Here is a 17,751-nt window from a genome sequence, read left to right as displayed (position 1 = left end):
CGGCCGATGACGGGCGCCCCTGACACGCTGCAGCATCCGGCCTACGGGCGGTTGCGACCGGTGACGACCACCGCATCGGTGTTGCTGGCGAACAACCCGGGCAAGATGACGCTCGACGGAACCAACACCTGGGTGCTGCGCGCTCCGGGCAGCGACGACGTTGTCGTCGTCGACCCCGGACCCGACGACGACGAGCACATCGCCGCCCTTGCCGGTGTGGGGCGCATCGCGCTGGTGCTGATCAGCCACCGGCACGGCGACCACACCGATGCGATCGACAAACTGGTGGACCTGACCGGTGCCCCGGTGCGTTCGGCCGGCAGCGGATTCCTGCGCGGACTGTCCGCCGAGCTGACCGACGGTGAAGTGATCGACGCCGCGGGAGTGCGGATCACCGTGTGGGCGACGCCGGGCCACACCGCCGACTCGTTGTCTTTCGTCCTCGACGACGCGGTGCTGACTGCGGACACCGTGTTGGGCCGCGGAACCACCGTCATTGACAACGAAGACGGGAGCCTGGCCGACTACCTGGCGTCGCTGGAACGGCTCCGCGGGCTCGGCCGGCGCACTGTCCTGCCCGGCCATGGTCCCGACCTGCCCGACATCGAAGCGGTTGCGCAGGAGTACCTTGCGCATCGCGAACAACGGCTCGACCAGATCCGGTCCGCGTTGCGCACTCTGGGCGAGGACGCCACCACCCGCCAAGTCGTCGAGTACGTCTACGTCGACGTCGACAAGGAGCTGTGGGACGTCGCCGAGTGGTCGGTCAAGGCCCAGCTGGACTATCTGCGGCGCTAGTTCTCGGCGCTGGCGCGAAACCTAAGCCAGGGTTGCGATCGCCGCGAAACCGCGACCGTGGCTTCTGTTTCGCGGCAGGCGCTTACCTCGCTCGGCGCGCCAGCCGCTCGGAGTCCGAGATCAGCACGCTCTTGCCCTCCAGGCGAATCCAGCCGCGGTGGGCGAAGTCGGCCAGCGCCTTGTTCACCGTCTCGCGGGAGGCGCCGACCAGCTGGGCGATCTCTTCCTGAGTCAGGTCGTGCGTCACCCGCATCGCGCCACCCTCTTGAGTGCCGAACCGCTGGGCGAGCTGCAGCAGCTGCTTGGCGACCCGACCGGGCACGTCGGTGAAGATCAGGTCGGCGAGGTTGTTGTTGGTGCGCCGCAGCCGACGGGCCAGCACGCGCAGCAGCTGTTCGGCGATCTCAGGGCGGTCGGCGATCCAGGCCCGCAACGCGTCGCGGTCCATCGACACCGCGCGTACCTCGGTGATCGTCGTCGCGCTCGAGGTCCGGGGCCCCGGGTCGAAGATCGACAGCTCACCGAACATGTCGGACGGACCCATGATGGTCAGCAGATTTTCTCTGCCGTCCGGAGAACGGCGGCCGATCTTCACCTTGCCGGTGATAATGATGTACAGCCGATCGCCCGGCTCGCCCTCCGCGAAAACGGTGTGCCCGCGCGGGAAGTCGACGGGTTGCAGCTGCTTGGTCAGCGCTGCGACGGCGCTCGGTTCAACCCCCTGGAAGATTCCGGCCCTCGCCAGGATCTCGTCCACGTTGCCCCTTTAGGTATTCAAATGACAGGTGTCGGCGCGAGTCATCTGCCCGACTCCTCCTCGGGCCGCCATTCAGCGGCCCGCATCGTCATCGGACGGGTCTAGCGCCCGGGTTTGTTTCCCGGTCGATCCGAAGTCTAGAGCTACGGCCTCGACTCGACGTGCCAACGCTACACACGATTGGCATGCTGACGCGGCCCAAATTGCCGATTGGCTTGGGAATGCTCATGCTGCCGCCGAGACGAGCCGTGTTGATTCGCGGCCAAAGCAATGGCGGCCACCAGCAACTGATCCGTGGGTGGGTCGTCGCGGCTGGGTAGATAGGGCGCCGCACCGGCGCCGTGGCCGATCCGGCGGTGCAAACCGTCCAGCGCCTCAGGCATTCCCTCCTGGGCCAATGTGCGCACATCTATAGGCTCGGCCTGCTCGAGAAATTCGGCGACATCAGTTGCGCTAACTGTGTCTTTCTCCAAGCCCGCTTCAAGCCTTTGCAGCCCGAAAGTTGCCAGCATTAGCAACCCCGGGGTGAATGCAACTAGCAACCAGGACACAAGCAGCAAGTAAACACGGCTAAGGTCTCAGCGGGATCACGAATTAGTACTCTGTCGAGGTGACAATGGGTAAACCTTCTCGCGCCGCCGCCAAGGGTGCAAAAGGTCAAACGGGTCCCTCCGCGGCCGTTGCCCGCCGCTTCGCGTCGGAGACCCGGACCGGGTTGGTGCGTCGGGCACGTCGCATGAATCGCGAACTGGCACAGGCGTTTCCCGATGCCCACTGCGAACTGGACTTCACCACGCCGCTGGAGTTGGCAGTGGCCACCATCCTGTCGGCACAGAGCACGGACAAGAGGGTAAATCTCACTACGCCAGCGCTGTTCGTCCGTTACCGGACTGCAGTGGACTATGCGCAGGCGGACCGTGAAGAGCTCGAGGCACTCATTCGTCCGACCGGCTTTTTTCACAATAAGGCGACCTCGCTGATCGGGCTCGGCCAGGCGTTGATCGAACGATTCGGCGGCGAACTTCCGAGCACCATGGACGAGCTCGTGACGCTGCCCGGCGTCGGTCGCAAGACCGCCAACGTCATCCTGGGCAACGCGTTCGACGTTCCCGGGATCACTGTCGACACTCACTTCGGCCGCCTGGCCCGCCGGTGGGGCTGGACGGCGGAGGAGGACCCGGTGAAGGTCGAGCGTGCGATCGGCGAACTCATCGAACGTAAGGAATGGACCCTGCTGAGCCACCGGGTGATCTTTCACGGTCGCCGGGTCTGCCACGCCCGCAAACCGGCGTGTGGAGTGTGCCTGCTGGCCAAGGACTGCCCATCGTTCGGAACCGGGCCGACCGAGCCGGAACTCGCCGCCGCGCTGGTGACGGGTCCGGAGACCGAGCGTCTCCTGGCGATGGCCGGGCTGTAGCACCGCGTGCAAACCACCCGCGCCGCCCGCTGGACCTTCGTGGTCTTGACGGTGGTGGCGGCGTTGATCGCCGCATTGGTGGTGGCGCTGCGCGACGTGTCGCATTCGCCGGCGCCGGAATCGACCGGCCCGGCCCGCGAACATCGCGACGCCGACACCGCGGCGGCGCTTGCCGGCCCGCGGCAGCGTGCGGACCTGACCCCGTGCCCTCGGCCCAGTGGCCGGCCGGGCCCGGCCGCGTTGGATGGCGTGACTGTCGACTGCGCGGCCGACGGCTCAGTCGTCGACGTCGGGCCGGCGCTGGTCGGGCACCGGGTGGTGCTCAACCTGTGGGCTTACTGGTGCGCCCCGTGCGCGGCTGAACTCCCCGCCATGGCCGAATATCAGCGCCGGATGGGCTCGGAGGTGACGGTGGTGACCGTGCACCAGGACGAGAACGAGGCGGCAGCGCTGATGCGGCTGGCCGAGCTGGGTGTCCGGCTGCCGACACTGCAGGACGGTGGCCGCCGGGTGGCCGCGGCACTGCGGGTGCCCAACGTGATGCCCGCGACGGTCGTGCTGGACTCGGACGGTAGCGTTGCGGGGACGCTGCCCCGCGCTTTCGCGACTGCCGACGAGATTACGGACGCGGTCGGGCGGCTGGACGCACGAAGGGGGCGCCGGTGACCGGAGGCGGCACGCCCCAACGCCTCGACGCGGATCGCGGCCATCGGGGAACCACCGAGCTGTTGACGCCCGAACTCGGCCCGCCCTGGTTGCGGCCCCTGATCGACAACGTCGGTGAGATGCCTGAGGTGTACAAACGGCGGCTGCCCGCAGATGTCCGGGCCATGGTGACGGCCTCTAAAGCACTGAACGGCGCCAAGGGACGCGAAGCGGCGGTGCTGGTGCTGTTTTCTGGTCCACCGGTCGCCGAGTCCGGTGGCGCCGCAACCGATTCCCTGCCCGACGACGCCGACTTGCTGCTGATCGTGCGGGCCTCGTCGCTGCGCCACCACGCCGGCCAGGCCGCATTCCCCGGCGGCGCAGCCGATCCCGGCGACACCGGGCCGGTGGACACCGCGCTGCGCGAGGCGCGGGAGGAGACCGGGATCGACACCAGCAGACTGCATCCGCTGGTCACGATGGAGCGAACCTTCATCGCGCCGTCGGGATTTCACGTCGTTCCCGTGCTGGCCTATTCGCCTGACCCGGGCCCGGTCGCCGTGGTGGATCAGGCGGAGACAGCAATCGTGGCTCGGGTTCCGGTCCGGGCCTTCATCAATCCCGCCAATCGGCTGACGGTGTACCGCCGCGCCCTCAGCCGCCGCTTCGCCGGGCCGGCATTTCTGTTGAACGAGATGCTGGTCTGGGGATTCACCGGTCAGGTGATTTCTGCGATGTTGGACGTCGCTGGTTGGGCAAAGCCCTGGGATACCAACGACGTTCGCGAGTTGGACGAAGCAATGGCACTGGTCGGCGACGAGGAAGATGCGTGATGAGCTCCTCACAGTGGTTGGATATCGCGGTCCTGGCGGTCGCGTTCATCGCGGCGGTCTCGGGTTGGCGTTCGGGCGCGCTCGGGTCGCTGCTGTCGTTCGTCGGCGTGCTGCTTGGCGCGATCGCCGGGGTGCTGCTGGCCCCGCACCTGGTGGCGCACGTCGCCGCGCCGCGGGCCAAGCTGTTCGCCGCGCTGTTCCTGATCCTGGCGCTGGTGGTGGTCGGCGAGGTGGCCGGTGTGGTGCTGGGCCGCGCGGTCCGTGGTGCGATCCAGAGCAACTCGGTCAGGTTCTTCGACTCGCTGGTCGGGGTGGCGGTCCAGCTGATGGTCGTGCTGGTGGCGGCGTGGCTGCTCGCGACCCCGCTGACGTCATCGGCGGGCCAGCCCAGTTTGGCTGCGGCAGTACGAGGTTCGCGGGTGCTAGGCGAGGTCAACGACTATGCGCCGGAGTGGCTCAAGACGGTCCCCAAGCGGCTGTCCGCGCTGCTGGACACCTCGGGTCTGCCGCAGGTGCTGGAGCCGTTCAGCCGTACTCCGGTCGTCGCGGTCGCCGCTCCGGACGCGGCGCTGTCGAAGAATCCCGTCGTCAAGAACGCCGAGCCGAGCGTGGTGAAGATTCGCGCGATCGCACCGGCCTGCTCGAAAGTATTGGAAGGCAGCGGGTTTGTGCTGTCGCCGGACCGCGTGATGACCAACGCCCACGTGGTCGCCGGATCGAACAACGTCACTGTCGAGGCCAGCGGCAACCCCTACGACGCGACCGTGGTGTCCTACGACCCGACCGTGGACATCGCGATCTTGTCGGTGCCGCATCTGCCGGCCGCGCCGCTGGCGTTCGCCAACGCACCGGTGACGTCAGGGACCGAGGGCATTGTGATGGGCTACCCGGGCGGCGGTGGCTTCGTGGCCACGCCGGCCAGGATCCGTGAGCTGATCGAACTCAACGGCCCTGACATCTATCGCAAAGCGACCATCAATCGCGAGGTCTACACCGTCAGATCCAATGTCGAGCAGGGCAATTCGGGTGGACCGCTGATCGATCTCGACGGGCAGGTGATCGGCGTCGTGTTCGGCGCGGCGGTCGACGACACCGATACCGGCTTCGTGTTGACGGCCAAAGAGGTCGCGGCTCAGCTCGCGCACATCGGTGACACCGCTGCGGTGCCGACCGGTGAATGCATCAGCTGAGTGGTGAGCGGTAGACCCGGTCGATGAACCGCGAGAGGTGGCCGTTGACTTCGTCCGGCTTCTCCTCGTGACTGAAATGCCCTGCGCCGGAAATTGATACGTAACGGCTGTGGGGGGCGTAGCGCTGCGTCCGTTCGACCGGATCGGTCAGGACGTAGGGGTCCTCGTCGCCGTGGATGTGCAGCATCGGGATGCCGAACGGTCGGCTCATCGAACGCATGAACCGCCGACCCTCCTCGCGCAGCTGGCTGCGGACCGCCCAGCGCTGGTATTCCAGCGCGCAGTGTGCGGCCGACCGAATCTGGATGGCCTGTCGCAGGTGTCCGATCGTCTCGGAGAAGTCCTCGGAGGCAAGCCATTTAGCGCCCGCGCGGCTGCGAATCACGCGCTCCAGCTCGGCACCGTGATGGCGGGTCAACGCGCGTTCCGGCCAGACCGGCACCTGGTAGCGAAGCAGTGACGGCAATAGCGCCCGGCCCTGGTCGCGACGGGTCAGCGCCGAGCGGCGCAGCGCGGCCGGGTGCGGCGAGCTGATCACCGCGATAGCGCGGACCTGCCTCGAATGCAGCACCGACGTGGCCCAGCAGACCAGGCCACCGTCGGCGTGACCGATGAGCGTCGCCGACGTGTGCCCCAGCGCCCGGATGAGTCCGGCGGTGTCACCGGCCAGCGTCCAGCCGTCGTACCCGCGCGGCGGTTTGTCGCTGCCACCGTAGCCCCGAAGGTCGACCGCCACCACGCGAGCGCCGGTCAGGCCGCGCAGCTGATGACGCCACGACCACCAGAACGAGCCGAAGCCGTGCAGCATGATCACCAGCGGCAGGGCCGTCGACGGGGTGTCCCGGTCGGCAGGCGTCGCCTCGACCACATGGAACCGGATGCCGTTGGCGTGCACGTCGAGATGGCGCCATGGCCCGTCGATACGGGTTACCGACGGATCTGGCGGGGCCATCTACCAACCCGAAGGATCGGTGGTTCCTGGATTGAGGGCCGGCGCCGCGGGCTTGTCATGACCCGGCGTCAGGGCAGACCGGGTTTCCTTCACCGATTCGATGGTCTGTTGCGGGCCGCGGATGCGCCGCACCTTCAGGAAGCCCAGCAGCGCGAGAACACCGGTGACCACCACCATGATCCCGAACACGATCAAGAACGCAGCCCAGCGCCACAGCCAGTTGTCCAGCAGTTCGGCCAGGAAGAAAAAGAAGAAGAAGGTCGAGTAGAACAGCACCACCAGCGCCGCGATGAAGAAGACGCTGCCGGTCAACCCTTTCTTGACGTCACGGGTGATCTCCGAGCGGGCCAGTTCGACCTCGGCGCGCACCAGAGTGGACATCTGCGCGGTGGCGTCTTTGACCAGCTGACCGATCGACGGCTCGGCGGACAAGGCGTGCGGGTCCGTCAGCGGGATATTGGTCAGCGTGCTTGGAATCCCGTCCTTGCCGTCGCCGCTCTTTCGATCTGACTTGCTCACAGACGGTCCTCTCGAGCTGGATGTGGCTGCACGCTCCGACGCGGTTCATGTTGCCATGCAGCGCGACGCCAGACGAGGCAAGGCGGTTTGAGCACCGGTGACGGCGGGCATGGAGGAGGCTAGACTGGCGCCGCCCCGTCGGGTGCGCGTCCAACATGCACGGGAGACAACTTTGCAGGCCATGGTCACGGGTCGTCGGATGCTCCGGGTCGCGGCTGCCTGGATCACGGCGTGCGCCCTGATCGTCGGCCAGCAGGATGCCGCCGCGCGCGCGGACGACCGGATCCCGCTGGGTGGCGGTGCGGGAATCCTGGTCAACGGCGACGCCCTGTGCACCTTGACCGCGATAGGCACCAACCCCAAAGGCGACCTGATTGGCTTCACCTCCGCGCATTGCGGCGGCCCGGGCGCCGTGGTCGCTGCCGAGGAGGCCAAAGGCCGCGGCAACATCGGTGTCATGGTGTCCGGCAACGACGGTCTCGATTACGCGGTGATTCAATTCGACAAAGCGAAAGTGTTGCCGCAGGCCAACTTTGGTGGTTTTGCCATCAACGGAATCGGGCCGGATCCGTCATCCGGGCAGATCGCGTGCAAGCAGGGCCGCACCACCGGTAACTCCTGCGGTGTCACCTGGGGCCCCGGACAGGAGCCGGGCACGATCCTCATGCAGGTGTGCGGACAGCCGGGCGACTCGGGCGCCCCCGTGACGGTCAACGATCAGCTGGTCGGCATGATCCACGGTGCGTTCAGCGAGAACCTGCCGGTCTGCGTCACCAAGTACATTCCGCTGCACACGCCGGCGGTGGTGCAATCGATCAACGCCGACCTGGCCGATCTTCAGGCAAAGAACCGTCCCGGCATGGGGTTCGTCCCGATCCCGGCGTAACTACTGGGCGGCCCGAATCGCGTCGAACACCCCCGGGTCGAGCAGCGTCGAGGTGTCCCCGAGGTCCCGCTTTTCGGCGATGTCGCGCAGCAGCCGTCGCATGATCTTGCCGCTGCGGGTCTTCGGCAGCTCGGGCACCACATGCAACTCCCGCGGCCGCGCGATCGGCGAGATCACCCGCGCCACCTCGGCGCGCAACTCGTCGATGATCTCGGCGCCGGTCGTCTCGGCGTGGTCGGCCTGCAGCACCACGAACGCGCAGATCGCCTGGCCGGTGGTGTCATCAGTGGCCCCGACGACGGCGGCCTCGGCGACCCCGGAGTGGCCCACCAACGCCGACTCCACCTCGGCGGTGGAAATCCGGTGCCCCGACACATTCATCACGTCGTCGATGCGGCCCAGAATCCAGATCGCCCCGTCGGCGTCGTAGCGGGCGCCGTCGCCCGCGAAGTACCAGCCCTGCTCGGCGAACTTCGACCAGTACGTCTCACGAAAGCGGTCGTCGTCACCCCAGATGCCGCGCAACATCGACGGCCACGGCTGATCGAGTACCAGGTAGCCACTGGTGTGCTCGCCCTCGTCGGACGACGGCGGGTCGAGTTGCTTGCCCTCGTCGTCGACGATCTTCGCCGAGATGCCGGGCAGTGGAGCCATCGCCGACCCCGGCTTGGCTGCCGAGACACCGGGCAGCGGCGAGATCATCGCCGACCCGGTCTCGGTCTGCCACCAGGTGTCGACGATCGGGATGGCATCGCGGCCGAGGACCTTGCGATACCAGCGCCACGCTTCCGGGTTGATCGGTTCGCCGACCGACCCCAGCAGCCGCAGGCTGGACAGGTCGTTGGCGTCGGGTATCTCGCGGCCCCACTTCATGAAGGTCCGGATCATCGTCGGAGCGGTGTAATAGATTGTCACACCGTACTTTTCGATGATCTGGAAATGCCTGTGCTGGTCCGGAGTATCGGGCGTGCCCTCGAAGAGAACCTGGGTGACGCCGTTGGACAGCGGCCCGTAGACGCTGTAGGTGTGGCCGGTCACCCAGCCGATGTCGGCGGTGCACCAGAACACGTCGGACTCGGGCTTGAGGTCGAAGATGTGGTGTTGGGTGTACGACGCCTGGGTGAGGTAGCCGCCGCTGGTGTGCACGATTCCCTTGGGCTTACCGGTGGTGCCTGAGGTGTACAGCAGGAACAGCGGGTGCTCGGAGTCGAACGCATCGGCCTGATGCTCGGGCGACGCCCCGTCAACCGCGTCGTGCCACCACACGTCGCGGCCTTCGGTCCAGGCGATGTCGGCGCCGGTGCGCCGTACCACCAGAACGTGTTCGATCGAGTCGGCGTCGGCGACCGCCTGGTCGGCTGCTTCCTTCAACGGCGCGGGCTTGCCGCGCCGGAACTGCCCGTCGGCGGTGATCAGGAGTTTGGCCTTGGCGTCCTCGATCCGGGCGCCCAGCGCGGTGGCGGTGAACCCGGCGAACACGACGCTGTGCAGCACGCCCAGCCGCGCGCACGCCAACATCGCGATCACGGCTTCGGGGATCATCGGCAGGTAGATCGCCACTCGGTCGCCGGCCACCAGACCGAGATCGGTCAGCGCGTTGGCGGCCTTGCTCACCTCGGCCTGGAGGTCGCTGTAGGTCAGGGTGCGGTCCTCGCCGATCCGCTCACCCTCCCAGTGGATCGCTATCCGGTCGCCGTTTCCGGCTTCGACATGACGGTCGACGCAGTTGTAGGTGACGTTGAGTTGGCCGCCGGTGAACCATTTGGCAAACGGCCGCTCCGACCAGTCCAGCACCTCGGAAAACGGTGTGGCCCAAGTGAGTCGGTTGGCCTGCTCGGCCCAGAACGCCAGTCGGTCCTGCTCGGCCTGGTGATACAGGTCATCGCGAGCGTTGGCCTGCGCGGCGAACTCGTCTGACGGTGGATATGACGTCGGTGTGTGCGTCTCGGTCACGGGCACGAGCCTAGCCCGGTGGCCTTACGGTCGATCGGCCGTTGCGGAACAGGGTAGTGATACCGGGCTATTCATCGGCTTTCGCCAGCAGCGCCGCTTCGTTGGCGAACGCCGACCGCATGTGGCCGACCCTGTCGTAAATGCGGCGATCGACCAGGGCGGGTGCGATCGCGCGTGCCACGGTTGCTAGTTTCTGGGTCGCCGGCGACAGATCGAGCTCGCGCCTGCGGTCACGAATCGCGCTAACGCACTTCTTGGCAACAGTGCTGGCGGGAACGCGAGCTATGTCGTTGTCGCGCTTGATGGATAGATCGATCTTGTGCTGACTGCCATCAGGCGCAAAGAAGGTTCGACCGGCCCCGTCGTCGCTGTACATGTCGCCGGGATTGATCGTCAGCACGTCCACACCGTGCGGGACCATCTCGAGCCGCAGCGCCTCGAAGAATCCGTTCATCGCGTGCTTGCTGGTCGTGTAGCCGAGGTAGCCCGCCATGGGCAGATGCCCGCTGCCGGACGTCACGTAGGCGATCAGACCCTTCCGTTCGATCAGATGGTCGATCGCCTTGAAGGTCGGGTATGCGGCGCCGAAGAAGTTGATCGCCATCGAGTCGCGAATCGGGGCGAAGCTGTGCAATTCGTCGAGCCTGCCGTAGGTGGCCGAACCGGCGTTGAGAACCAGGATGTCGATGCCGCCGAAATGGCCGACGGCCTTCTCGATCATCCGGTCGCACTCGGCCTCATCAGTGATGTCGGTGGGCACGCTCAGTGCCGTACCGCCTGCCGCCACGATCTGGTCCTGCAACGCGTCGAGGCGGGCGTGGTTCCTCGCGACCAGCACCACGTTGGCGCCTTCCGCGGCGAGCTGGACCGAGAGGAACTGTCCCAGGCCCTGTGAGGCGCCGGTCACCAGCGCCACTTTGCCTTGCAAGCTGCGCGGTCTGCTCATGGCGAAAAGCTCCTTGGTCGACGGATGTAATCTCTTGAATGACATTCAAGAGCTTGCCAGCCGATTGTGCGCCCGTCAAGATGCCAGCTATGCCACCCAATCGGCAGCACATCGACCGAGCTGAGAAGATCGCTCTGATCCTGGACGCCGCCGAAGATCTGTTGCTGAGCGACGGTTACGAACTGACCACGATGGCGGCGATCGCGCGCGCCGCCGGCGTGGCCAGCAATTCCATCTACTGGTACTTCGCTGGTAAGGACGAGTTGCTTGCCGCCGTGCTGAGGCGACGACTCGAGCGAGCCGTTACGACAGCTGATGCCGACTCCGAACAGCCGGTGCTGGCTCGCGCGATGTCAGCGCTGACAGAACTCGACGAGGTGGCAAAACTCACGACGACCGTGCACGAACGCGCACGGCATTCGCCGGCCGTCGCCGCTGTGCACCAGGATTTCCACGAGGCGCTGAGTGGACGCGCGGCCGCGGCCTTCAGGTCCGCGGGGGTGGCTGACGCCGACGCCGAGATGGCCGCCGCCGCCATCATCGCCGTCATCGAAGGCATCCATCTGCACGAGCCCGCGCGCGATCCCGATACGCGTAATCATTTGGTGGGATGGCTCATTCAGCGACTGATCTCCCCGTCGAGATCAGTCGACAGGGTGGAGCGTTCTTGATCGTTCGACATCTCCGCGCGATCGCGGCTACGGCGACCGCGATGCTGGTTGCCGCCTCGTTGGCCGGCTGCGGGGTGGACGCCGTCCGAACCGACGTGGTGATCGTCAACGCCGGTGAACCGCAGAACCCGCTGATCCCCACCAACACCAACGACAGCAACGGCGGCAGGATCGTCGACCGACTGTTCGCCGGCCTGATGTCGTATGACGCCAAGGGCACACCGGCGCTGGAAGTCGCCGAGTCGATCGAGACCGACGACGACGTCAACTACCGGATCAGGCTGAAACCGGGCTGGACCTTCAGCGACGGCTCACCGGTCACCGCGCACTCTTTCGTCGACGCCTGGAACTACGGCGCGCTGGCCTCCAATGCTCAACTGCAGCAGAGCTTTTTCGCTCCCATTGCCGGCTTCGACGAGGTGGCCGCCGCGAAGCCGAGCGTGACCACGATGTCGGGTCTGCAGGTCGTCAGCGACCGTGAATTCACCGTGCGGCTGAAGGGGCCGACCATCGATTTCAAGCTGCGACTGGGGTTTTCGCCGTTCTACCCGCTGCCCAGCACGGCGTGGAACGACATCACGGCATTCGGCCAGCATCCGGTCGGCAACGGTCCATACCGGCTGGCCGACCAGCCGAACATCCCGGCCTGGCAGCACAACGTCAAGCTCGACATGGTCGTCAACCCCGACTATCACGGCAACCGGATGCCGCAGAACAAAGGTCTGCGGTTCGTCTTCTACGCCAACCTCGACACCGCGTACGCCGACCTGCTGGGAGGCAATCTCGATGTGCTGGACACCATTCCGCCCAGTGTGCTGACCGTTTACCGCCGCGACCTCGGCGACCGCGCGGTGAGCGCGCCGGCTGCGGCCAATCAGACCTTGGACACCCCGTTGCGGCTCCCGCACTTCTCCGGTGAGGAGGGCCGCCTGCGCCGCCTGGCGCTTTCGGCAGCGGTGAATCGGGATCAGATCTGCGGCAAGATCTTCTCCGGAGCTCGCGCACCGGCCCGCGAATTCACCGCCAGCTCGCTGCCGGGCTACGACTCCGGCATCGAGGGCAACCACGCCCTCGACTTCGATCCCGAACGTGCCAGGGCATTGTGGGCGCAGGCCGACGCTATCTCGAAATGGTCTGGCCGGTACGCGATCTCATACAACGCCGACGGGTCCCATCAAGAATGGATCGACGCGGTGGCCAACAGCATCAAGAACACCCTGAAGATCGACGCCGTCGGCGCCCCACAGCCGACCTTTGCCGGTTTCCGCACGCAGATAACGACTCGCACGATAGCCACCGCGTTCCGGGCCGGCTGGCAGGGCGACTTCCCGTCGATGCTGGACTTCTTGGAGCCGTTGTTCGTCACCCACGCCGGCGCCAACGACGTCGGCTATTCCAATTCACGGTTCGACGCCGCCATCGCCGCGGCGGAGGCCGCGCCCAACCTGCCGCAGTCATTCACGCGAGCCAACGACGCGCAGCGAATCCTGTTGCAGGACATGCCTGTTGTGCCACTGTGGTACACCGTCGCGGTGGCCGGCCGCTCTGCAGCGGTCAGCCACGTGGCGCTGACCTGGAACGGGCTACCCGACTACGAACGCATCGTGAAGACCTGACGTGGGGTGGTACATCGCGCGCCGCATCGCGGCCATGATCCCGGTCTTTCTGGGAGCGACGCTGCTGATCTACGGCATGGTGTTTCTGCTACCCGGGGATCCCATCGCGGCACTGGGTGGTGATCGGCCGCTGAGTCCGGCGGTGGCCGCCCAATTGCGGGCGCAATATCACCTCGACGATCCGTTCTGGTTGCAGTACCTGCACTACCTCGGTGGGGTGCTGCACGCCGACCTCGGCCACGCCTACTCCGGACTGCCCGTCACTACTGTTCTGGCGCAGGCATTTCCGGTAACTGTCAGACTGGCACTGATTGCGTTGGCGGTGGAGGCGTTGTTCGGCATCGGTTTCGGCGTGGTCGCGGGATTGCGCCAGGGAGGATTGTTCGACTCCGCCGTGCTGATCATCAGCCTGGTCCTCGTCGCGGTGCCGATCTTCGTGCTGGGCTTCCTTGCGCAGTTCGTCTTCGGGGTGCGGCTGAGCCTTGCCGCGGTGACGGTGGGCGATCAGCCGACGTTCGCCAGGCTGCTGTTACCCGGAATCGTGCTCGGTGCAGTGTCATTCGCCTACGTGGTTCGGCTGACCAGATCCGCGGTCGCCGAGAACGCCTATGCCGACTATGTGCGAACGGCGACGGCCAAAGGCCTGTCGCGGCCGCGCGTGGTTGCCGTGCACATCCTGCGCAACTCACTGATCCCGGTGGTGACTTTCCTCGGTGCCGACCTCGGCGCGCTGATGGGCGGGGCGATCGTCACCGAAGGCATCTTCAACATCCACGGCGTCGGCGGTGTGCTCTACCAGGCCGTCACCCGACAGGAGGCGCCGACCGTGGTGTCGATCGTCACCGTGCTCGTGGTGGTCTACCTGGTCACCAACCTGGTCGTGGATCTGCTGTACGCAGCTCTGGACCCCAGGATCCGATATGGCTGAAACGCCCGCCGGCGTTGGCTTTTGGCAAGACATCTGGCAGTCGCTGCGGCGTCGCCCGCAATTCGTCGTCAGCGCGGTGCTGATCGGGCTGATCGTCGTCGCCGCGGCGTTTCCCTCGTTGTTCACCGCGGCCGACCCCGACTTCGCCAACCCCGACCACAGCCTGTTGTCCCCGTCGGCAGCACATTGGTTCGGAACCGATCTGCAGGGCCACGACATCTACGCCCGCACCATCTACGGCGCGCGGGCGTCGATCACCGTCGGACTCGGCGCCACCCTGTTGGTCTTCGTCGTCGGAGGAGCGTTGGGTGCGCTGGCCGGCTTTTACGGCGGCGGGCTCGATGCGGTGATCTCCCGGGTCGCCGACGTGTTCTTCGCGGTCCCGCTGCTGCTGGCGGCCATTGTGCTGATGCAGGTCACGCATCACCGCACGGTGTGGACGGTGATCGCGATTCTCGCGTTGTTCGGCTGGCCGCAGATCGCGCGGATCACCCGCGGTGCCGTTCTCGAGGTTCGCGGGCGAGATTACGTACTGGCAGCGAAAGCCCTGGGAATGAACAGGTTCGGCATCCTGATGCGCCATGTGCTGCCCAATGCGATCGGCCCGGTGATCGCAGTGTGCACTATCGCGCTCGGGCTGTTCATCGTCACCGAGGCCACGCTGTCCTACCTCGGTGTCGGACTGCCACCGTCGGTGGTGTCGTGGGGCGGCGATATCAATGTCGACCAGGTTCGCCTACGGGCCGGATCGCCGATTCTGTTCTACCCCGCTGGGGCGCTGGCGATCACGGTGCTGGCCTTCATGATCATGGGTGACACACTGCGTGCCGCACTGGATCCGTCGTCAGGGGCGCGGCGACCGTGAGCCCGCCGACGACGATGCAGAGCGCAGCAACGAGGAGGAGTGGCGCAGATGGCTGAGCCGCTTCTGAGTGTCACCGGACTCGAGGTCCGTTTCGGCGACGGCGAACCGGTAGTCCGCGGTGTCGATCTCGCGGTACGCGCCGGGCAGACCGTGGCGATCGTCGGCGAGTCGGGGTCGGGGAAGTCCACCACCGCGGCGGCGATCCTGGGCCTGCTTCCGCCCGGCGGGCGCATCACCTCCGGCCGCATCGAGTTCGACGGCACCGACCTCACCGCCGCCGGACGACGACAGCTCCAGGCCATTCGCGGGAGCGGAATCGGATATGTGCCACAGGACCCGATGACCAACCTGAATCCGGTGTGGCGGGTCGGATTCCAGGTACGAGAAGCGCTGCGGGCGAACAACATCAAACGCAGCGATGTCGAGTTGCTGGCTGATGCCGGCCTACCGGAGCCGGACGTACGGGCCCGACAGTATCCGCATCAATTGTCCGGCGGAATGTCTCAACGCGCGCTGATCGCGATCGGATTGGCCGGCGGGCCCCGCTTGTTGATCGCCGACGAGCCGACCTCTGCGCTGGACGTCACCGTGCAACGCCGGGTGCTCGACCATCTTCAGGAGCTGGCCGCAGATCTGGGCACAGCGGTGCTGCTGATCACCCACGACTTGGCGCTGGCCGCCGAACGAGCCGAACAACTGATCGTGATGAACCAAGGCCAGATCGTGGAAAGCGGCCCGGCGCAGGCGATCTTGCGAGAGCCGCAGCACCCGTACACGCGACGCCTGGTGGCTGCCGCGCCGTCGTTGCGTGATCCGCCCGTCCGACATACGCCGGCCGAATCGCCGGACATCCTCGTCGCGACCGGGCTGACCAAGATATATCGATCCTCGCGGGAAGCGCCGTGGCGAAAAACCGAGGTGCGTGCCGTCGACGACGTTTCGTTCCGGCTGCGCCGCGGAACCACCCTGGCGGTCGCCGGAGAATCGGGATCTGGGAAATCCACGCTGGCCCGAATGGTGCTCCGCTTACTCGAACCCAGCTCGGGCACAATCACTTTCGATGGTCTGCCGACGGCATCACTGAGCCGCCAGGAGACACGTGCCTTTCGTCGCAGGATCCAACCGGTGTTCCAGAATCCATACGCCAGCCTGGATCCGATGTACTCGGTGTCGCAGATCATCGAGGAGCCGCTTCGGATCCATCGGACCGGCGATCGTCGTCAACGCGAGCGGCGCGTCCGCGAGCTCACCGAACAGGTCGCACTGCCCTCGTCCCTGCTCAACCGCCGGCCGCGGGAACTGTCCGGAGGTCAGCGCCAGCGGGTGGCGATCGCACGGGCGCTGGCGCTCCAACCCGACGTGGTGGTCTGCGACGAGGCGGTGTCTGCGCTCGACGTCGTGGTGCAGGCACAGATTCTCGATCTACTTGCCGAGCTGCAAACCGAATTGGGCTTGAGCTACCTGTTCATCAGCCACGACCTGGCGGTGATCCGGCAGATCGCCGATGAGGTGATGGTGATGCGCGCGGGCCGGGTAGTCGAGCATGCGGCCACCGAAGATGTGTTCAGCCGACCGCAGCACGACTACACCCGGCAGCTACTGGCCGCGATACCCGGTGCGGGCGCTGGCTACGCTGAGAACTCGTGAGTCCCGATCCGCTTGCCCCGCTGATGGAGCTGCCCGGTGTCGCCGCAGCGAGCGACCAGGCGCGTGAAGCACTGGGTCGCGCTCATCGGCACCGCGTCAACCTGCGGCGTTGGCCGGTAACGGCCGCCGAGTCGGCGCTGCGCTCGGCGCGGGCGTCGGCGGTGCTCGACGGCGGTGGCCACAAGCTCGACGACGAGATCGACGCGTCGGCAATCAGCGATCCGGTGTTCGCCGGCGCGCTGCGTGTCGCGCAAGCGCTGGACGGTGGCGAGACCAATTTGGTCGGGGTGTGGCAGCGCGCGCCGCTGCAGGCCCTGGCCCGGTTGCACATGCTGGCCGCGGCCGACCGGGTCGACGAAAGTCGGCTCGGCAGACCGCGTTCCGAACCCGATGTGGCACCTCGACTGGAACTGCTCGCACGCATCGTGTCCGGGGGCACCAAGGCGCCTGCCCCGGTGATCGCTGCCGTCGCGCACGGTGAGTTGCTCACCTTGGCTCCATTCGGCACCGCGGACGGAGTGGTGGCGCGCGCAGTGTCGCGGTTGGTCACGATCGCCACCGGTCTCGACCCGCACGGGCTGGGTGTGCCCGAGGTGGGCTGGATGCGCCGCGCTGCCGACTACCGGGAGGCGATGGCCGGTTTCGCGGCCGGCACACCCAAAGGCATGGCTGCCTGGCTGGTGTTGAGTTGCCGCGCGCTGCGCACCGGTGCGCAGGAGGCGTTGACGATTGCTGAAACGCTGTCCGAGCAGGGCGGCGGCGGGCACCCGCAATGACAAAGCGGGCGGCGTACCGAAGGATTTCGGCTCGCCGCCCGCTAGCACGGATCTCGGTTACCATGCGTGCACCTGTGGGTTGCGTGGGATGGCCTCGGCGATCTTGCGAAGCTTCCGGCTGCTGCCCCACCCAAAGGGCTGTCGGCGCCGTTCACTTGTCGCAATTCCGCAGGCCCGCAACACTTCTGCCATTATCGCGGCTATGACTCCGCGTGGGTGCCGGGAACCGTGCTCGGTCGCCCTGTTCGGGAGATCGGCCCTTCTCTTCCGAGTCGACCTTGGCCTCACCGGGCTTCCGTAGATCCTTTGTACTCCGTGACCTCGATCACATCAAGGGTCAATTGTCATGAAA

18 protein-coding genes are annotated in these 17,751 nt (G+C 66.5%); 12 read left to right on the top strand and 6 right to left on the bottom strand.

The window, feature by feature from the left end:
• Positions 1 to 6 precede the first annotated feature (6 nt).
• On the top strand, positions 7 to 798 hold the full coding sequence (locus CYU59_RS26630) for an MBL fold metallo-hydrolase (RefSeq protein ID WP_293004276.1): 792 nt from the start codon (positions 7 to 9) through the stop codon (positions 796 to 798).
• 82 nt (positions 799 to 880) lie between these two features.
• Here CYU59_RS26630 and crp read toward each other — a convergent pair whose 3' ends face one another.
• Both crp and CYU59_RS29120 read right to left on the bottom strand, forming a co-directional pair.
• The gene (crp, locus tag CYU59_RS26625) at positions 881 to 1,555 is read right to left on the bottom strand and encodes a cAMP-activated global transcriptional regulator CRP (RefSeq protein WP_285185747.1); all 675 of its coding nucleotides are present in this window, start codon (positions 1,553 to 1,555) and stop codon (positions 881 to 883) included.
• A 170-nt stretch (positions 1,556 to 1,725) separates the two neighbouring features.
• Positions 1,726 to 2,067: a hypothetical protein gene (locus CYU59_RS29120; RefSeq protein WP_363115364.1), complete on the bottom strand. Its 342-nt coding sequence runs from the start codon at positions 2,065 to 2,067 to the stop codon at positions 1,726 to 1,728.
• 224 nt (positions 2,068 to 2,291) lie between these two features.
• On the opposite strand from CYU59_RS29120, the gene nth reads away from it, so the two are divergent.
• The 4 genes from nth to marP are packed head-to-tail and all read left to right on the top strand — an operon-like array spanning position 2,292 to position 5,640.
• Positions 2,292 to 2,972, top strand: coding sequence for an endonuclease III (gene nth / locus CYU59_RS26615; protein ID WP_293004328.1), 681 nt, complete (start codon positions 2,292 to 2,294; stop codon positions 2,970 to 2,972).
• A 6-nt stretch (positions 2,973 to 2,978) separates the two neighbouring features.
• Positions 2,979 to 3,638 (top strand): TlpA disulfide reductase family protein, encoded by a 660-nt coding sequence (locus CYU59_RS26610; RefSeq protein ID WP_293004275.1) that lies wholly within the window; start codon positions 2,979 to 2,981, stop codon positions 3,636 to 3,638.
• On the top strand, positions 3,635 to 4,450 hold the full coding sequence (locus CYU59_RS26605) for a CoA pyrophosphatase (protein WP_293004274.1): 816 nt from the start codon (positions 3,635 to 3,637) through the stop codon (positions 4,448 to 4,450). Before CYU59_RS26610 ends, CYU59_RS26605 begins: the two co-directional genes overlap by 4 nt.
• Positions 4,450 to 5,640, top strand: coding sequence for an acid resistance serine protease MarP (gene marP / locus CYU59_RS26600; RefSeq protein WP_293004273.1), 1,191 nt, complete (start codon positions 4,450 to 4,452; stop codon positions 5,638 to 5,640). The genes CYU59_RS26605 and marP overlap by 1 nt, the downstream gene beginning before the upstream one ends.
• On the opposite strand, the gene CYU59_RS26595 is transcribed toward marP, so the two are convergent.
• Together CYU59_RS26595 and CYU59_RS26590 are read right to left on the bottom strand one after the other, a co-directional pair.
• Positions 5,633 to 6,592, bottom strand: a complete 960-nt coding sequence (locus CYU59_RS26595) for an alpha/beta hydrolase (RefSeq protein WP_293004272.1) — start codon at positions 6,590 to 6,592, stop codon at positions 5,633 to 5,635. The two genes, marP and CYU59_RS26595, sit on opposite strands and share 8 nt — an antisense overlap.
• Positions 6,593 to 7,111, bottom strand: a complete 519-nt coding sequence (locus tag CYU59_RS26590) for a phage holin family protein (RefSeq protein ID WP_293004271.1) — start codon at positions 7,109 to 7,111, stop codon at positions 6,593 to 6,595. It abuts the gene before it with no gap.
• A gap of 181 nt (positions 7,112 to 7,292) precedes the next feature.
• Here CYU59_RS26590 and CYU59_RS26585 point away from each other — a divergent pair, with 181 nt between their 5' ends.
• The gene (locus CYU59_RS26585) at positions 7,293 to 7,997 is read left to right on the top strand and encodes a S1 family peptidase (RefSeq protein ID WP_293004270.1); all 705 of its coding nucleotides are present in this window, start codon (positions 7,293 to 7,295) and stop codon (positions 7,995 to 7,997) included.
• On the opposite strand, the gene acs is transcribed toward CYU59_RS26585, so the two are convergent.
• Together acs and CYU59_RS26575 are read right to left on the bottom strand one after the other, a co-directional pair.
• Positions 7,998 to 9,956 (bottom strand): acetate--CoA ligase, encoded by a 1,959-nt coding sequence (acs, locus tag CYU59_RS26580; RefSeq protein WP_293004269.1) that lies wholly within the window; start codon positions 9,954 to 9,956, stop codon positions 7,998 to 8,000. It abuts the gene before it with no gap.
• Positions 9,957 to 10,017: 61 nt separating this feature from the next.
• Positions 10,018 to 10,896 carry an SDR family oxidoreductase gene (locus tag CYU59_RS26575; RefSeq protein WP_293004268.1) on the bottom strand — a complete coding sequence of 293 codons (879 nt, stop codon included), beginning with the start codon at positions 10,894 to 10,896 and terminating at the stop codon, positions 10,018 to 10,020.
• Between the two features lie 89 nt (positions 10,897 to 10,985).
• Here CYU59_RS26575 and CYU59_RS26570 point away from each other — a divergent pair, with 89 nt between their 5' ends.
• Genes CYU59_RS26570 through CYU59_RS26545 form a run of 6 tightly spaced genes read left to right on the top strand, consistent with a single transcriptional unit; the run spans position 10,986 to position 17,399 of the window.
• Complete coding sequence (locus tag CYU59_RS26570) at positions 10,986 to 11,567, top strand: TetR/AcrR family transcriptional regulator (protein WP_293004267.1); 582 nt, start codon at positions 10,986 to 10,988, stop codon at positions 11,565 to 11,567.
• Positions 11,567 to 13,183, top strand: coding sequence for an ABC transporter substrate-binding protein (locus tag CYU59_RS26565; RefSeq protein WP_293004327.1), 1,617 nt, complete (start codon positions 11,567 to 11,569; stop codon positions 13,181 to 13,183). The genes CYU59_RS26570 and CYU59_RS26565 overlap by 1 nt, the downstream gene beginning before the upstream one ends.
• A gap of 1 nt (position 13,184) precedes the next feature.
• On the top strand, positions 13,185 to 14,111 hold the full coding sequence (locus CYU59_RS26560; protein WP_293004266.1) for an ABC transporter permease: 927 nt from the start codon (positions 13,185 to 13,187) through the stop codon (positions 14,109 to 14,111).
• Positions 14,104 to 14,976, top strand: coding sequence for an ABC transporter permease (locus tag CYU59_RS26555; RefSeq protein ID WP_293004265.1), 873 nt, complete (start codon positions 14,104 to 14,106; stop codon positions 14,974 to 14,976). The genes CYU59_RS26560 and CYU59_RS26555 overlap by 8 nt, the downstream gene beginning before the upstream one ends.
• Before the next feature lie 39 nt (positions 14,977 to 15,015).
• On the top strand, positions 15,016 to 16,623 hold the full coding sequence (locus CYU59_RS26550; RefSeq protein ID WP_293004264.1) for an ABC transporter ATP-binding protein: 1,608 nt from the start codon (positions 15,016 to 15,018) through the stop codon (positions 16,621 to 16,623).
• Complete coding sequence (locus CYU59_RS26545; protein WP_293004263.1) at positions 16,620 to 17,399, top strand: oxidoreductase; 780 nt, start codon at positions 16,620 to 16,622, stop codon at positions 17,397 to 17,399. The genes CYU59_RS26550 and CYU59_RS26545 overlap by 4 nt, the downstream gene beginning before the upstream one ends.
• Positions 17,400 to 17,751: the final 352 nt, after the last annotated feature.

This window comes from Mycobacterium sp. (assembly GCF_002863225.1).
Taxonomy (GTDB): domain Bacteria; phylum Actinomycetota; class Actinomycetes; order Mycobacteriales; family Mycobacteriaceae; genus Mycobacterium.
The sequence above is the reverse complement of the archived record's forward strand: the minus strand, read 5'-3'. Positions and strand labels throughout refer to the sequence as shown.

Excerpts from the sequence above, each read along its gene's own strand:
- CYU59_RS26630 (WP_293004276.1), top strand. The coding sequence starts at position 7 with ATGACGGGCGCCCCTGACACGCTGCAGCATCCGGCCTACGGGCGGTTG.
- CYU59_RS29120 (WP_363115364.1), bottom strand. The coding sequence starts at position 2,067 with ATGCTGGCAACTTTCGGGCTGCAAAGGCTTGAAGCGGGCTTGGAGAAA.
- nth (WP_293004328.1), top strand. The coding sequence starts at position 2,292 with ATGAATCGCGAACTGGCACAGGCGTTTCCCGATGCCCACTGCGAACTG.
- marP (WP_293004273.1), top strand. The coding sequence starts at position 4,450 with ATGAGCTCCTCACAGTGGTTGGATATCGCGGTCCTGGCGGTCGCGTTC.
- CYU59_RS26595 (WP_293004272.1), bottom strand. The coding sequence starts at position 6,592 with ATGGCCCCGCCAGATCCGTCGGTAACCCGTATCGACGGGCCATGGCGC.
- CYU59_RS26585 (WP_293004270.1), top strand. The coding sequence starts at position 7,293 with ATGGTCACGGGTCGTCGGATGCTCCGGGTCGCGGCTGCCTGGATCACG.
- CYU59_RS26575 (WP_293004268.1), bottom strand. The coding sequence starts at position 10,896 with ATGAGCAGACCGCGCAGCTTGCAAGGCAAAGTGGCGCTGGTGACCGGC.
- CYU59_RS26570 (WP_293004267.1), top strand. The coding sequence starts at position 10,986 with ATGCCACCCAATCGGCAGCACATCGACCGAGCTGAGAAGATCGCTCTG.
- CYU59_RS26555 (WP_293004265.1), top strand. The coding sequence starts at position 14,104 with ATGGCTGAAACGCCCGCCGGCGTTGGCTTTTGGCAAGACATCTGGCAG.